The sequence below is a fragment of the Pseudomonas sp. FW305-25 genome (assembly GCF_017351415.1).
GTDB classification, from domain to species: Bacteria; Pseudomonadota; Gammaproteobacteria; order Pseudomonadales; family Pseudomonadaceae; genus Aquipseudomonas; species Aquipseudomonas chlororaphis.
Genome location: NZ_JACNDE010000007.1, coordinates 95,889 through 109,909, shown reverse-complemented (window position 1 = coordinate 109,909; position 14,021 = coordinate 95,889). Strand labels below are relative to the sequence as shown.

Genomic DNA, 14,021 nt, shown 5'->3' with positions numbered 1-14,021 from the left:
GAGATGAAATGAACCGTCCGATTGTGTCCGTACCCCCGTTGCAAGACAGCACCCCGCTGGTCAACCGCGAACGCCTCTGGCAATCGCTGATGGACCTCGCGCGGCTGGGCGCCACCGCCAAGGGCGGCGTGTGCCGCCTGGCCCTGACCGACCTCGACCGCCAGGCCCGCGACCTGTTCGTGCGCTGGTGCGAAGAGGCCGGGTGCAGCGTCAGCATCGACGGCATCGGCAATATCTTCGCCCGCCGCGCCGGGCGTAACCCGCAGCTGCCGCCAGTGATGACCGGCAGCCATATCGACACCCAGCCCACCGGCGGCAAGTTCGACGGTTGCTACGGGGTGATGGCCGGCCTGGAGGTGATCCGCACCCTCAACGACCTCGGCCTGCAGACCGAGGCGCCGATCGAGGTGGTGGTCTGGACCAACGAAGAAGGCTCGCGCTTCCCGCCGTGCATGATGGGCTCGGGGGTGTTTGCCGGTAAGTTCGACCTCGACGACACCCTGCGCAAGCAGGACGAACAGGGGCTGTCGGTGGGCAGCGAGTTGCGGCGCATCGGTTATGCCGGCTCGCGGGCGGTGCTCGGCCATCCGGTGGGCGCGTATTTCGAGGCGCACATCGAACAGGGCCCGGTGCTGGAAGACCGCCAGACCACCATTGGCGTGGTCATGGGCTGCCTCGGCCAGAAGTGGTTCGACCTGACCCTGACCGGGGTCGAGGCCCATGCCGGGCCGACGCCGATGCACTTGCGCAAGGATGCCCTGGTGGGCGCCGCCCAGGTGATCGGCGCGGTCAACCGCATCGCCCACGAGCAACAGCCCCACGCCTGTGGCACGGTCGGCTGCCTGAGCCTGCACCCGGGCTCGCGCAACGTGATTCCCGGCCAGGTGCAGATGACCCTCGACCTGCGCCACCTGCATGCCGACAAACTGCAAGCCATGGTCGACGAGGTGCGCCAGGTGATCGAGGACACCTGCCAGCAGCACGGCCTGGGCTTCGAACTGACCCCCACCGCCGATTTCCCGCCGCTGGACTTCGACCCCGCCTGCGTCGCCGCGGTACGCCAGGGCGCCGAACAGCTGGGCCTGAGCCATATGGACATCGTCAGCGGCGCCGGGCACGACGCGATCTTCATCGCCGAGCTGGGCCCGGCCGGAATGATCTTCGTACCCTGCGAAGGCGGCATCAGCCACAACGAAATCGAAAACGCCGCGCCCCAGGACCTGGCCGACGGTTGCGCCGTGTTGCTACGGGCCATGGTCAACGCGGCGCAAGCAGGAGCGACGGCATGACCCAACACCGCGAAATCGCCGAGATGAGCGGCGTCGAACTGCTCGCCCATTACCGTGACAAGCGCCTGTCGCCAGTGGAAGCGACCGAGGACGCCCTGGCGCGCATCGAGCGCTTCAACCCGCAGGTCAACGCCTATTGCCATGTCGACCCGCAAGGCGCACTGGACGCGGCAAAAGCCTCCGAGCAGCGCTGGTTCAAGGGCCAGCCCTGCGGTGCGCTGGACGGCGTGCCGGCCTCGATCAAGGACCTGACCCTGACCCGTGGCATGCCCACCCGCAAGGGCTCGAAAACCACCTCCGCCAGCGGCCCCTGGGACGTCGATGCGCCCTTCCCGGCCTTTATGCGCAACGCCGGCGCGGTGCTGCTGGGCAAGACCACCACCCCGGAGTTCGGCTGGAAAGGCGTGACCGACAACCCGCTGTACGGCATCACCCGCAACCCCTGGGACACCCGCACCACCGCCGGTGGCTCCTCCGGTGGCGCGGCCGCCGCGGCCTCGCTGAACCTCGGCGTGCTGCACCAGGGCAGCGATGCCGGTGGTTCGATCCGCATTCCCTGCGCCTTCACCGGCACCTTCGGGATCAAGCCGACCTTCGGCTACGTGCCGCAGTGGCCGGCCAGCGCCATGACCATCCTCTCGCACCTGGGGCCGATGACCCGCACCGTCGACGATGCGCTGCTGATGCTGCAAACCGTCGCCCGCCCGGATCCCCGCGATGGCCTTGCCGGGGCCCCACGCAGCACGCCCTGGTTGCCGCAGAGCACTGACCTCAAAGGCCTGCGTATCGCCTACAGCGCCGATTTCGGCTACGTGAAGGTGCAACCACAGGTAGCACGGGTGGTGGCCCGGGCGGTGGAACGCCTGGCGCAACTGGGCGCCGACGTCGAGCAGGTCGACCCGGGGTTCAGCGACCCGCTGGAGTTGTTCAATACCCTGTGGTTCGCCGGCGCCGCGCGGCTGGCCGGGCAACTGAGCCAGGAGCAACGCCAGCAGCTCGACCCGGGCCTGCTGCGCATTGCCCGGCAGGGTGAAGGCATCAGCCTTCACGACTACACCCTGGCCCTGGAAGCCCGCGCGGCGCTGGTAGCGCACATGGCCGGGTTCCACAGGCGCTACGACCTGCTGGTCTCGCCCATGCTGCCGCTCACCGCCTTCGCCGCCGGGCACAACGTGCCACCGGGTTCCGGCCTGGGCGAATGGATGGAATGGACGCCCTTCAGCTACCCCTTCAACCTCACCCAGCAACCGGCCGCCTCGGTGCCGTGCGGCTTCGCCGAGGACGGTTTGCCGGTGGGCCTGCAGGTGGTGGGCACGCGGTTTGCCGATGATCAGGTGCTGCGCCTGTGCCGTGCCTATGAGCAGGCGTTCCCGAGCCCGCATCCGCAGGCGCCGCGGATCAAGGACTGACAGCGCTCATGAGGGGCATCGCTAGCGATGCCCTTTTTGACTACCGCTCGATGCCCTGGAGCCGCTGCCGAGCCTCGCCGGCTGGACAGCGGCCAAGGGATCGAGGGCTTATTTTGCTGCCCGCACCTGGGCGATCAACTGGTCCGCCACCGCGAACAGGCCCTTGGCGCCGTCGTTGGTCATGCCGAAGCGGTACTTGCCGTCCACCACCAGCGAGGGCACGCCGGTGGCCTGGTAGGCCGCGGTGCGTTTTTTCGCGTCCATCACCTTGGCCTGCACGGCGAAGGAGTTGTAGGTGGCGAGGAACTTCGCCGGCTCGATGCCCTGGCCTTTGAGCAGCTCGGCCATGGCCTCGGGGGTTTTCAGGCGGTTGCCGCCGTGGATCGCCTCGAATACCGCGTGATGCGCCTCGGGCTTGGCGTCCATGGTCGCCAGGGTCAGGTACAGCTGGCCGTAGACATCCCAGATCCCGCCGAACATGGCCGGCAGCTTGACGAAGTTCACGTCTTCGGGAAGCTGGGCGGCCCAGGGGTTGATCGAAGCTTCGAGGTTGTAACAGTGGCCGCAGCCGTAGGAAAACAGTTCCACCACTTCGATCTTGCCGGGCACGACCTGCGGCACGGCATCCTTGAGTTCCACGTACTGGCTGGCATCCACCGCCGCCATGGCGGTCTGCCCGGCCAAGCCAAAGAGGCAGCTGGCTGCCAGGGCAATGTTCAGAATCGAGTGACGCATGCAATCTCCAATGGGTTGACGCCTCTGAGTCAGCACGGCTGCTCGTCAAGCGGGCCCCAAAGGATACAGGCGGTGTCCACGGTGCCAATCGGACCAATCCCAATCTTTTGTTGGTTTTTTGTCATCAACGCCCGGAAAGCTCCGGCTGCTGCGCGAACCGGGCGGCCAGGGCGATGATTTCCTCGCGCAGCCAGCGATGCCCCGGCACCCGCTCCTGCTGGCGATGCCAGATCAGGCTGACCTGCACCGGTGGCGCCACCAAGGGCAGCTCGGCGATGCGGATCGGCATCAGCGCGCAGAAGTGCTCCGCCAGGCGCCGCGGCACCGTGCCCAGCAAATCCGACTGGGCGACGATCAAGGGAATGCTCAGGTAATGCGGGACGAACAGCTGCACATGGCGCTGGACCTTGGCCGAACCGAGGACGATCTCCAGCGGCGAGCCGCGCCCGCCCCGGTCCGGAATCGCCACGTGCCGACTCTGCTCATAGGCCTTGAGGCCGAGCTGCGGCTCGAAGGCCGGGTGGTCGATACGGCCGATCACCACCAGCTGTTCTTCCAGCAGCGGCTGGTAGCAGAGGTCGGGATCGTCGAAGTACAGATAGTCCACCGCCAGGTCGAGCATCCCGGTGGTCAGCCAGGCCGGCAGGGAGTCGGCGGCATCGCTGCGCACCGCCAAGCGCACCTTGGGCGCTGCGCTTTGCAAACGGCGTGACAGCGCCGGCAACAGGCGCGCCTGGGCGTAGTCGTTCATCGACAGGGTAAAGGTCTGGTCGGCCGCCGCCGGGTCGAACGCGCTACCCGGGTCCAGGCCTTCCTGCAGCAGACGCAGGGCCTGGCGCACCGAACCGTGCAGCACATGGGCCCGCGGCGTGGGCTGCATGCCCCGGGCGGTGCGGATGAACAGCGGCTCGTCGAGCTGGCTGCGCAGGCGCGCCAGGGCGTTGCTCACGGCCGGCTGGCTGAGGTTCAGGCGCACCGCCGCGCGGGACAGGTTCTGCTCCTGCATCAGCGCGTCGAACACCAAGAGCAGGTTGAGATCCAGGTGCCGCAAATTCAGCTTCATGAATAATGCCCATTCCGAATATCCATTAGCTGGATAATTCGAGCAGGACTAATCTTCTGTCAACAAGAACAATAAAACCCACAGGAGAACGGCCTTGAGGCAAACCACCCTGGCATTTCGCGAGCGTTACCGCGCCGCGGTTCATCCGCGCTACAACCCGTGGCTGCACGGCGGTTTCGTGCTGGCCTATGGCATGGCGGGCATCGCCCTGCTGTGGAGCACCCTGCACCAGGTACAGCCCCTGGAGTGGCTGGCGATGCCAGTGGCGCTGCTGTTCTTCAACCTGTGCATCTACGTCGTGCACCGTTGGCTGGGCCACCACAAGCAGGCCTTCGCGCGGATGTTCTACGCCCGCCACAGCGGCGATCACCACAGTTTCTTCGTGCCCGGACACATGACCTACGACGGCCCCCGGGACTGGCGGGTGATCCTGTTTCCGGCCTGGCTGATCGTGGTCCACAGCCTGCTGTTCGCCCTGCCGCTGTGGTGGCTGCTGAAGTTCTGGAATGCCAATGTCGCGGCGCTGTTCGCCAGCTGCACCCTGATCGGTTACCTGGCCTACGAGGTGTTCCATGCCTGCGAACACCTGCCGGCCGAGCACCCGCTGGCGCGGCTGCCGTGGATCCGCCAGATGCGCCGCCTGCATGAGCTGCATCACCGTCGCGAGCTGATGCAGGAGCGCAATTTCAACATCGTCCTGCCGCTGATGGATTACCTGTTCGGCACCCTGTACTGGGAGCCGGAACCCGCCACCTCCTCTCTATCGACAAGGTCCTCGTCCATGACCCGCATGCAGCATCAGATCGATATTCCGCGCAACCCGGTGGCCCTGCTCGACTACGCCTGCGCCTCCAGCCGCTGGCCGGAGTGGCACCCCTCGTCGCTGAAGGTCCAGGGTCCGGCCGGGGCCCTGCCCGCCGGCGCGCGCTTCGAGGAAGACATCCACGCCGGCGGGCGCAGCGGGCACCTGAGCTGGCGGGTCGACGAGTACCTGCCCGGGCATCGCTGGAGCGCCGCGGCCAAGGGCGATCATGGCCTGGAGTTGGTGGTGACCTACGAGTGCCAGGCGCTGGACGCCCACCGCACGCGCTTTATCCGCACCCTGGAATACCGCTTCGACGGCTTGCTGATGCGCCTGGGCAATCGCCTGCTATTCAGAAGGCGGATAGAACGGGAGTCCGCCGACTCCCTGCTAGCCTTGTGCGAAATGGCGCAACGGGCGATTCCCCGGGGCGCCGACGTCGCGCCGCAGAGCGCGACCTGAACCCATCACCCAGGAGCCGCCCTCAATGAAGCCCGTCGCACCCCGTCGGATCAAGTTTCGCCATCTGCTGTTAGTCGTGGTCATCGCCATCGGCGCCTTTCTGCTGCTGATGCCGACCAAGGTCCAGCCATTGGCCTGGACCCCGCCGGTGGCGCCTTCGCTGAAGAGCGGCCTGTACGCCGAGAACCAGAAGCTCAAGGGCGTGCAGACGGTGGGCGCGCTGAATATCGACGGGCCGGAAGCCCTGTTGCTGGAAGACGGCTCGCTGATCAGCGGCCTGCATGACGGGCGGGTGATCCGCACCGCCCTGGACGGCAGCACCCTGCAGGTACTGGCCAATACCGGCGGACGCCCCCTGGGCCTGGCCCGGCATCCGGATGGCCGGCTGATCATCGCCGACGCGGTCAAGGGCCTGCTGGCGCTGGACGCCAAGGGCCAACTGAGCACCCTCACCACCTCCGCCAACGGCCTGCCCTTCGGTTTTACCGACGACGTGGCGGTGGACGCCACCGGGCGTTATGCCTACTTCAGCGACGCCACCAGCCGCTGGGGCTACGGCCAGGATGGCGAGGCGGTGATCGAGCACGGCGGCGACGGGCGCTTACTGCGCTATGACTTCCAGACGGGCCAGACCGAGCAGTTGCTGGACGGCCTGGAGTTCGCCAACGGCGTGGCCCTCGGGCCTCAGGAAGCCTATGTGCTGGTCAACGAAACCGGCGCCTACCGGATCAGCCGCTATTGGCTCAGCGGCGCCAAGGCCGGCACCCACGACCTGTTCATCGACAACCTGCCGGGGCTGCCGGACAACCTCAGCTTCAACGGCCAGGGGCGTTTCTGGGTGGCGCTCTACGCCCCGCGCAATGTCCTGCTGGACGGCACCGCGCCCTACCCGCTGGTGCGCAAGATGATCGTGCGGGCCATGACCCTGCTGCCCAAGCCGGTGGAAAAACGCGGCTTCGTCCTCGGCCTGGATACCCAGGGCCAGGTCATCGCCAACCTGCAGGACGCCAGCGCCGGCAACTACGCGCCGATCACCACGGTGCGCGAATACGGCGACGCCCTGTACTTCGGCTCGCTCAAGGCCACGCATATGGCGCGCCTGCCGCTGAGCGTCGCGCTGTCAAAGGCGCCTTGATGCGATAACGGCATGGGCACCGGCATGCTCGCCAGATTCTGATCTAAGCTGTCCCGCGCGGCGCCGTCACAGGCGCCCACCAAGGAAAGACAAACAATCGAATCCGATTGATTCCCATCACATTGAGAGTGGATCCCCCCATGAAAATCAAAATCCTCCTGGCGTCCCTGCTGCTCACTTCATCCCTGTCGGCGCTGGCCGCGTGCCCGGTGTTCGGACCGTCCGAAGATCCCTGCGCAGGCCCGGTATTCGGCCCGAGCACCTGCGAGTGCCCTTGAGGCAGGCAGGCGCTGAAACAGGCGCGCCCGACTCGGGCGCGTCTCGCCAAGGGTGCGGGTCGATACAGGGGAGTAAACGGGCAAATAGCGGAAAGAGCAGCCAATGCTCTGGATTGCGTAGAACCTGGCGAGACGCCCGAAGCCTCGGGACATCTCGCTCAGGACAGGGTCGGGGTCAGAAGCGGGCGGTCAGCTTCTCGGAGATTTCGTCCTTGATCAGCAGCCGCTTTTCCTTGAGTCGTTTCAGCTCCTCGTCAGCGGCCGCCGCGGCCTCCGCTTTGAGCACCTGATCATCAATGCTGGAGTATTTGTCGAACAAGGCATTCAAGTGCGGGTCACTGGCCCGGCGCTGTTGAATGTCTTCTTTGCTGTAGCTCAGGTCCTGATACAGGTCATGGGGCACCGGCATGAAACACCTCCGTTTGTTGATCGGTAGCAAGCGCACTTACAGGCGCTCGCCAGTTACCAGAATGACCTCCACCACCGCTGTCTGTCGACCGTCAATCAGACCACAGCGCTAACCGTTCGTCGCCTTCAGCGACATTTCCCGCGCCCCACCGCCCGCCTCACAACCCGCCACGAGCGAAGCCCCGCGGAGGGTGCCGCGACTCACCCCAGCGCCTGGGCCAGAAACGGCGCGGTGCGGCTCTTGCGGTGCCTGGCCACCTGCTGTGGCGTCCCGCTGACCACCACTTTGCCGCCCTGGTCGCCAGCGCCCGGGCCGATATCGATCACCCAGTCGGCCTGGGCCACCACGCGCATTTCATGCTCGACCACCACCACGCTATGGCCGGCCCGCACCAGGTTGTCCAGTTGTTCCAGCAGGCGATCGACATCCCGCGGATGCAAGCCGGTGGTCGGCTCGTCCAGCACATACAGGGTGGCGCCGCGGGGGTTGCGCTGCAGCTCGGTGGCCAGCTTGATCCGCTGCGCTTCGCCGCCGGACAGTTCGGTGGCCGGCTGGCCGAGGCGCAGGTAACCCAGGCCGATATCGCGCAAGACTTCCAGGGAACGGCGGATGCTCGCCTGTCCGGCGAACACCTCGACCGCCTCCTGCACCGTCAGTTGCAGGACCTGGGCGATGTCCAGACCTTGCCACTGGATGGCCAGGGTCTGCGGGTTGTAACGCGCGCCGTGGCAGGTCGGGCACGGCGCATAGACGCTGGGCATGAACAGCAGCTCGACGCTGACAAAACCTTCGCCTTCGCAGGCCGGGCAACGACCCTTGGCGACGTTGAAGGAGAACTGCCCGGCGTCGTAGCCCAGCGCGCGCGCCTCGGGGGTGGCGGCGAACAGCTTGCGCACATGGTCGAACAGCCCGGTGTAGGTCGCCAGGTTCGAGCGCGGGGTGCGGCCGATGGGTTTCTGGTCCACCTGCACCAGGCGCTTGATCCGCTCCAGCCCGGCGGTGACTTCGCCGCTGCTGGCCTGCGGGGCATCGTCTTCCAGGTTCAGTTCCTCCGGCTCTTCGTTGCCCTGCGGCCGCCCGAGGTGCGCGCCCACCAGTTCCAGCAAGGCCTGGCTGACCAGGCTCGACTTGCCGGAACCCGACACCCCGGTCACCGCGGTAAAACAGCCGAGGGGGAACTGCGCGCTCAGGTCATTCAGGTTATTGCGGCTGATGCCCTCCAGGCGCAACCAGCCCTGGGCCTGGCGCGCGGTGCGGCGGGCCGGCGCCTGTTCGGCGAACAGGTAGGCGCGGGTCTGCGACTGCGCGACCTGGGCCAGCCCCGCCGGCGGGCCGCTGTACAGCACCTGGCCGCCCTGCTCGCCCGCCGCCGGGCCGACGTCGATCAGCCAGTCGGCGCGGCGCATGGTCTGCAGGTCGTGCTCGACCACGAACAGCGAGTTACCCGAAGCCTTGAGCTGCTGCAGGGCCTCGAACAATGCCTCGGCGTCCGCCGGGTGCAGGCCGGCCGAGGGCTCGTCGAGCACGTAGATCACCCCGAACAGTTGCGAGCCCAATTGAGTCGCCAGGCGCAGACGCTGCAACTCGCCGGACGACAGGGTCGGCGTGCTGCGCTCCAGGGCCAGGTAACCCAGGCCCAGGCCAGTCAAGGTGCTGACCCGCTCCAGCAGGTCCTGGGCGATGCGTTGCGCGGCCAGGCGCTTTTCCAGGGACAGGTTCGGCGTATGCCGCACATCCGGCCCTCCGACATGCCCCGGCGCACCCTGGGCGATCCGTTGTTGGCGCGCGGCCTGGGTCTGTTCGTGGCTCCAGACCTCGCCGGCCTCCTCGGCCTGTTCCAGGTAAGCCTGGGCGGCCACCGGCTTGAGCACCTCGGCCAGTTGCAGCAGGGGCATCTGCGACAGCTCGCCGATGTCGAGGCCGGCGAAGGTCACCGACAGCGCCTCGCGCTTCAGCCGCTTGCCCTCGCACAGCGGGCACGGGCTGCCGAGCATGAACTGCGACACGCGCTTTTTCATCAGCGCGCTTTGCGAATGGGTGAAGGTGTGCAGCACATAGCGCCGGGCCCCGCTGAAGGTGCCCATGTAGCTCGGTTCCTGCTTGCGCTTGAGGGCCTCGCGGGTCTGCTCCGGGGTCAGCCCGGCGTACACCGGCACGGTCGGGGTTTCTTCGGTAAACAGGATCCAGTCGCGCTGTTCTTGCGGCAGGTCGCGCCAGGGAATATCGACGTCGTAGCCCAGGGTCACGAGGATGTCGCGCTGGTTCTGCCCCTGCCAGGCCAGCGGCCAGGACGCCACCGCGCGCTGGCGGATGGTCAGCGAAGGGTCCGGGACCATGGACGCCTCGCTGACCTCGTAGACCCGGCCCAGGCCGTGACAGTTGGGGCAGGCCCCTTGCGGGGTGTTGGGGGAGAAGTCTTCGGCGTAGAGCATCGGCTGTCCCGGCGGGTAGCTGCCGGCCCGGGAATAGAGCATGCGGATCAGGCTGGACAAGGTGGTGACGCTGCCCACCGAAGAGCGGGTGCTCGGCGTGCCGCGCTGCTGTTGCAGGGCCACCGCCGGCGGCAGGCCTTCGATGGCGTCGACATCCGGCACCCCGACCTGATCGATCAGGCGCCGGGCGTAGGGTGCCACCGATTCGAAGTAGCGGCGCTGGGCCTCGGCATACAGGGTCGAAAACGCCAGGGACGATTTGCCGGAACCGGAGACCCCGGTGAACACCACCAGCGCATCGCGGGGAATATCCACGTCGACGTTGCGCAGGTTGTGTTCGCGGGCGCCGCGCACCCTGACAAAACCCGAGCTGTTCGCGGGCAAGGAAGACAAAACCTGGGGCGAAGGCGTATTGCGCGCTGAAGTCATGGGACAGCCTTGTATCGGAGGTGTCGGAACAGAGGTCAAGTCAGAAAGCCCCACGGCGCCAGCACCGGCGACCGGCAGCCACCCGACCGAGGTGCAGGGTGCATGGGCCAGGGGTTTTGAGCAACCGCAGATGTCGAACGTTCGGCGGACTTTTTCCCGCTTATGGCCTCACGCCTCCAGCACCGACCTGACCATGGAGGTCAGGGCATCCGGGCTGTAGGGCTTGCTCAACAGGTGGGTGTCCGGGCTGAGCTGGTGATTGCAGGAAATGATGTCGCGGGTATGCCCCGAGGTGAACAGCACCGCCACGGCCGGCGACTGGGTCTTGGCCCAGAGCGCAAGGTCGGTGCTTTTGATCAGGCCGGGCATCACCACATCGGTGAAGATCAGCTCGACCCGGGCGCCGCTCAGCAGCAGTTGCATGGCCGCATCGCCATTGGCCGCCACCAGTACCTTGTAGCCGGCGCTCTCCAGCAGCTCGACCGCCGCCGCGCGGACGTCCTCGTTGTCCTCCACCACCAGGATGGTTTCCTGGCCGTGGCCAGGCCGCTGCCCGCGCCGGGGGGCCTCTCCCGGTTCCTGTTCGGTGCTGCGGACAAAATACATGCGCACTGTGGTGCCCTGCCCCGGCGTGCTGAGCATCTCGATATGGCCGCCGCTCTGCTTGACGAAACCGAACACCATGCTCAGTCCCAGCCCGGTGCCCTGGCCGTCGCGCTTAGTGGTGAAGAACGGCTCGAACGCCTGCTTGAGCACCTCGGGGGGCATGCCATCGCCGGTATCGGCCACCGACAGGCACAGGTAGTCACCGGGGCTGATGCCCTTGCCGGCGCAGAAACCGCGGTCGAGCACCACATTTTCGCCGCGGATGCCGATGGTGCCCTCGCCCTTCATGGCGTCGCGGGCGTTGATCGCCAGGTTGAGCAAGGCATTTTCCAGCTGGCTGCGATCGACCTTGATGCACCAGGGCTTCGCCGGCAGTTGCACATCGATGTCGATGGTTTCGCCGAGGGCCCGTTGCAGCAGCTCACTCAGGCTGTCGGGGATCCGGCGGGGGTTGTAGACCTCGGGCGACAGCGGCTGGCGCCGGGCGAACGCGAGCAATTGCGCGGACAGCTTGGCGCCGCGCTCGACCGCGGTAATGGCCGCGCCGACCCGGCGCTGCACATTGGCATTGTCCGGCTCATGGCGCGCCAGCAGGTGCAGGTTGCCGGCGATCACTTGCAGCAGGTTGTTGAAGTCGTGGGCCACGCCACCGGTCATGCCGCCAATGGCTTCGAGCTTCTGCACCTGGCGCAACTGCTCCTCGGCCGAGACCCGCGCGTTGACCTCCTCGGCCACCCGCTGCTCGAGGTTGCGCGTCAGTTGCAGCAGCGACTCTTCGGCCATCTTGCGTTCGTGGATATCGATCAGCACGCCGGGAAAGCGCAAGGCCTGTCCTGCGTCGTCGAACTCGCAACGGCCACAGCCCATGACCCACAGGTAACTGCCGTCCTCCCGGCGGATCCGGTATTCGGTGTTGTAGGGCACGCCCTTTTTCACGCTGTAGGCGGTCTGTTCCTTGATCCGCGGCAGATCCTCGGGGTGCACCCGGCCATCGGCGACCGCCATCGACAGGTCGTCCAGCGGCTGCTCCAGCGGGTAGGAGAAGGTCCGGGCAAAACGCTCGTCGCCCGACAGCCGATCGGCCTTGATGTCCCAGACAAAGGAACCCAGCAGCGCCCCGGCATTGAGCGCCAGCTGCACCCGTTCGTTTTCCGCGCGGTAGGCGTTCTCGACTTCCTGGCGGCGCTGCTCGGACAGCACGTGGGCGGTGGTCTCGACCACGATCGCCATGACCCCGGCCGGGGCCTGGTCGTCGCCGGCCACCGGGCTGTAGTAGAGGTCCATCCAGACATGTTCCGGCTGGCCGTTGCGCAGCAGGACCAGCTCTTTGTTGCGGTACGACAAGGTCCCGCCCGCCAGGCAGGTGTCCAGCACATGGCGGTTGAAATCCGCCACTTCCGGCCAGCCCAGCTCCACCTGGCGGCCGAGCAGGTACGGATGCCGGCCGCCGGCGAATTCGGCGTAGGCATCGTTGTAGATCATGTAGCCCGAGCGGCCCCAGAGCATGACCAGCGGCACCGGCGAGGCCAGCAACAGTTGCACGGCGCTGCACAGGCTCGACGACCACTGCTCCAGCGCGCCCAGCTCGGTGACGGACCAGTCGAACGCCTGGATGCGCCCGGCCATCTCGCCTCTCCAGCCCTGGCAACCATGAGGATCGGATAAGAACGGCATGAGCGAACTCTACGAAAAGCATGGCAAGCATGAATTTTCAGGAGGTCGCGACGCAGCAGCCTCCAGAGCCTTTGAGCACCCTGCACACGGATGGTTTCAAGATTTTCAGCCATGAGGCCGAATCACCGCTGCCGCTGGTCGGACGCCCTGCCCGCGAGCGCCGGGCACTATTGAACAAACAGCCTAGGCGCAAGGTCCAGGCGGACGCTCGCAGGCGCCGCCTGGCACAGGGCGGATTGCCCGCCCTGAAGACCTCAGTCGGTGCCGTATTTCGGCGAGCGCGGACCGTACAACAGGCCTGCGTGTTGCCCGGCCGACAGCAAGCGCTGGCTGGTGATGCCGGCGATCGGGTGACCGGCGTCGGTGGAGGTGTTGATGATCTGCTTCACCGCGGCGGTGATCAGCATGCCCACCAGGCCACCGCCGCTGTTATTGTTGCCCTCTTCGCTGGAGGCCCGGGCAGTGCCGGTCCACAGCGTGGTGCCGGTCTTCAGGTCGACCAGGGTGGCACTGGCGGTGACCACGGTGGCGCTGCTGATCAGCATGTAGCTGGTTCCGTATTCCTTGACGGTGATATACAGCCCGGCATCGGCGCCAAAGATCTCGTTGAGCTTGGCCGGCGACAAGCCATGGATGTCCGCCGGGTTGGTCAAGCCGTTGTGGCGGAAGGTTTCATCCACCACCGCGATCGGCATCACGTAATAACCGGCTTCGGCCAGGGGAAAGGTCACCTGGGACAGCATGCTGTAGGTGGCCTTGACGTCCGGCGACTCGTTGAGCGGCGGCAGCACCAGGATCGACTTCGGCCGGGCCTGCTTGTAGGCCGAGTAGTCCACGGTCTTGGGCGTGGCGCAGCCCACCAGCAGGCTGACGGCCAACAGGCCCAACAGGTTGCGCAAGGTGTAGAGGTTCATTGGCCGGCTCCCTTCTTGGCGTTCTTCAGCAGAAAGTCCATGTACGGCGTGGATTCGGGGAACAGCGCCTTCTCGGTGTTGAACTGCTGCACCATCTGGTCGTCCTTGCCCAGGCCCGCATAGAGCATGCCCAGGTGCGCGTGGTAACCCGGCGGCACCGCCTTGCCGGTGGACTTGATCTTCTGCAGATCGCGCTCCAGCGCTTCGACCTGGGCCTCCTTGGCCTCCTCGCCCTTGAAGTACTCGTAGGTCTGGGTCTGGTAGGTTTCCCACTGGTAAAGCGTCTTCGGCCCACTGCAACCGGCCAGCAATACGCTGCCCAGTAACGTGGCGGCCATCAGCGGCCGGGCCATCTGGGTGTTGAACATGCTCTTCTCCCTGTCA

The 14,021-nt window shown here is 66.5% G+C and carries 12 protein-coding genes; 5 read left to right on the top strand and 7 right to left on the bottom strand.

Going from position 1 to position 14,021, the window contains the following annotated elements; translation table 11 throughout:
• The first annotated feature begins 8 nt into the window (after window positions 1-8).
• Window positions 9-1,289 (top strand): Zn-dependent hydrolase, encoded by a 1,281-nt coding sequence (locus J4E58_RS09450; protein WP_087091543.1) that lies wholly within the window; start codon window positions 9-11, stop codon window positions 1,287-1,289.
• On the top strand, window positions 1,286-2,698 hold the full coding sequence (locus tag J4E58_RS09445; protein ID WP_087091544.1) for an amidase: 1,413 nt from the start codon (window positions 1,286-1,288) through the stop codon (window positions 2,696-2,698). The genes J4E58_RS09450 and J4E58_RS09445 overlap by 4 nt, the downstream gene beginning before the upstream one ends.
• Before the next feature lie 108 nt (window positions 2,699-2,806).
• On the opposite strand, the gene J4E58_RS09440 is transcribed toward J4E58_RS09445, so the two are convergent.
• The gene (locus J4E58_RS09440; RefSeq protein ID WP_087091545.1) at window positions 2,807-3,433 is read right to left on the bottom strand and encodes a thiol:disulfide interchange protein DsbA/DsbL; all 627 of its coding nucleotides are present in this window, start codon (window positions 3,431-3,433) and stop codon (window positions 2,807-2,809) included.
• A gap of 124 nt (window positions 3,434-3,557) precedes the next feature.
• Window positions 3,558-4,496, bottom strand: coding sequence for a LysR family transcriptional regulator (locus J4E58_RS09435; protein ID WP_087091546.1), 939 nt, complete (start codon window positions 4,494-4,496; stop codon window positions 3,558-3,560).
• A 94-nt stretch (window positions 4,497-4,590) separates the two neighbouring features.
• Between J4E58_RS09435 and J4E58_RS09430 the strand changes: the two genes are divergently transcribed.
• The 3 genes from J4E58_RS09430 to J4E58_RS09420 all read left to right on the top strand — a co-directional run bounded on the left by J4E58_RS09430 (window position 4,591) and on the right by J4E58_RS09420 (window position 7,173).
• On the top strand, window positions 4,591-5,760 hold the full coding sequence (locus J4E58_RS09430; RefSeq protein ID WP_087091547.1) for an SRPBCC family protein: 1,170 nt from the start codon (window positions 4,591-4,593) through the stop codon (window positions 5,758-5,760).
• Between the two features lie 25 nt (window positions 5,761-5,785).
• Window positions 5,786-6,895, top strand: coding sequence for an SMP-30/gluconolactonase/LRE family protein (locus J4E58_RS09425; protein WP_087091548.1), 1,110 nt, complete (start codon window positions 5,786-5,788; stop codon window positions 6,893-6,895).
• A gap of 140 nt (window positions 6,896-7,035) precedes the next feature.
• Window positions 7,036-7,173 (top strand): hypothetical protein, encoded by a 138-nt coding sequence (locus J4E58_RS09420; RefSeq protein WP_007932359.1) that lies wholly within the window; start codon window positions 7,036-7,038, stop codon window positions 7,171-7,173.
• 175 nt (window positions 7,174-7,348) lie between these two features.
• On the opposite strand, the gene J4E58_RS09415 is transcribed toward J4E58_RS09420, so the two are convergent.
• The 5 genes from J4E58_RS09415 to J4E58_RS09395 form a co-directional block, all read right to left on the bottom strand.
• A complete protein-coding gene (locus J4E58_RS09415) occupies window positions 7,349-7,582 on the bottom strand; it encodes a DUF465 domain-containing protein (RefSeq protein WP_007932361.1) in 234 nt (77 codons plus the stop codon).
• A gap of 200 nt (window positions 7,583-7,782) precedes the next feature.
• Window positions 7,783-10,443: an excinuclease ABC subunit UvrA gene (locus J4E58_RS09410; protein WP_087091549.1), complete on the bottom strand. Its 2,661-nt coding sequence runs from the start codon at window positions 10,441-10,443 to the stop codon at window positions 7,783-7,785.
• 168 nt (window positions 10,444-10,611) lie between these two features.
• The gene (locus J4E58_RS09405; protein ID WP_087091550.1) at window positions 10,612-12,723 is read right to left on the bottom strand and encodes a PAS domain-containing sensor histidine kinase; all 2,112 of its coding nucleotides are present in this window, start codon (window positions 12,721-12,723) and stop codon (window positions 10,612-10,614) included.
• Between the two features lie 254 nt (window positions 12,724-12,977).
• Window positions 12,978-13,637 (bottom strand): DUF799 domain-containing protein, encoded by a 660-nt coding sequence (locus J4E58_RS09400; protein ID WP_087091551.1) that lies wholly within the window; start codon window positions 13,635-13,637, stop codon window positions 12,978-12,980.
• Window positions 13,634-14,005 (bottom strand): DUF4810 domain-containing protein, encoded by a 372-nt coding sequence (locus J4E58_RS09395; protein ID WP_087091552.1) that lies wholly within the window; start codon window positions 14,003-14,005, stop codon window positions 13,634-13,636. Before J4E58_RS09395 ends, J4E58_RS09400 begins: the two co-directional genes overlap by 4 nt.
• Window positions 14,006-14,021: the final 16 nt, after the last annotated feature.

Excerpts from the sequence above, each read along its gene's own strand:
- J4E58_RS09450 (WP_087091543.1), top strand. The coding sequence starts at position 9 with ATGAACCGTCCGATTGTGTCCGTACCCCCGTTGCAAGACAGCACCCCG.
- J4E58_RS09445 (WP_087091544.1), top strand. The coding sequence starts at position 1,286 with ATGACCCAACACCGCGAAATCGCCGAGATGAGCGGCGTCGAACTGCTC.
- J4E58_RS09440 (WP_087091545.1), bottom strand. The coding sequence starts at position 3,433 with ATGCGTCACTCGATTCTGAACATTGCCCTGGCAGCCAGCTGCCTCTTT.
- J4E58_RS09435 (WP_087091546.1), bottom strand. The coding sequence starts at position 4,496 with ATGAAGCTGAATTTGCGGCACCTGGATCTCAACCTGCTCTTGGTGTTC.
- J4E58_RS09425 (WP_087091548.1), top strand. The coding sequence starts at position 5,786 with ATGAAGCCCGTCGCACCCCGTCGGATCAAGTTTCGCCATCTGCTGTTA.
- J4E58_RS09420 (WP_007932359.1), top strand. The coding sequence starts at position 7,036 with ATGAAAATCAAAATCCTCCTGGCGTCCCTGCTGCTCACTTCATCCCTG.
- J4E58_RS09415 (WP_007932361.1), bottom strand. The coding sequence starts at position 7,582 with ATGCCGGTGCCCCATGACCTGTATCAGGACCTGAGCTACAGCAAAGAA.
- J4E58_RS09410 (WP_087091549.1), bottom strand. The coding sequence starts at position 10,443 with ATGACTTCAGCGCGCAATACGCCTTCGCCCCAGGTTTTGTCTTCCTTG.
- J4E58_RS09405 (WP_087091550.1), bottom strand. The coding sequence starts at position 12,723 with ATGCCGTTCTTATCCGATCCTCATGGTTGCCAGGGCTGGAGAGGCGAG.
- J4E58_RS09400 (WP_087091551.1), bottom strand. The coding sequence starts at position 13,637 with ATGAACCTCTACACCTTGCGCAACCTGTTGGGCCTGTTGGCCGTCAGC.
- J4E58_RS09395 (WP_087091552.1), bottom strand. The coding sequence starts at position 14,005 with ATGTTCAACACCCAGATGGCCCGGCCGCTGATGGCCGCCACGTTACTG.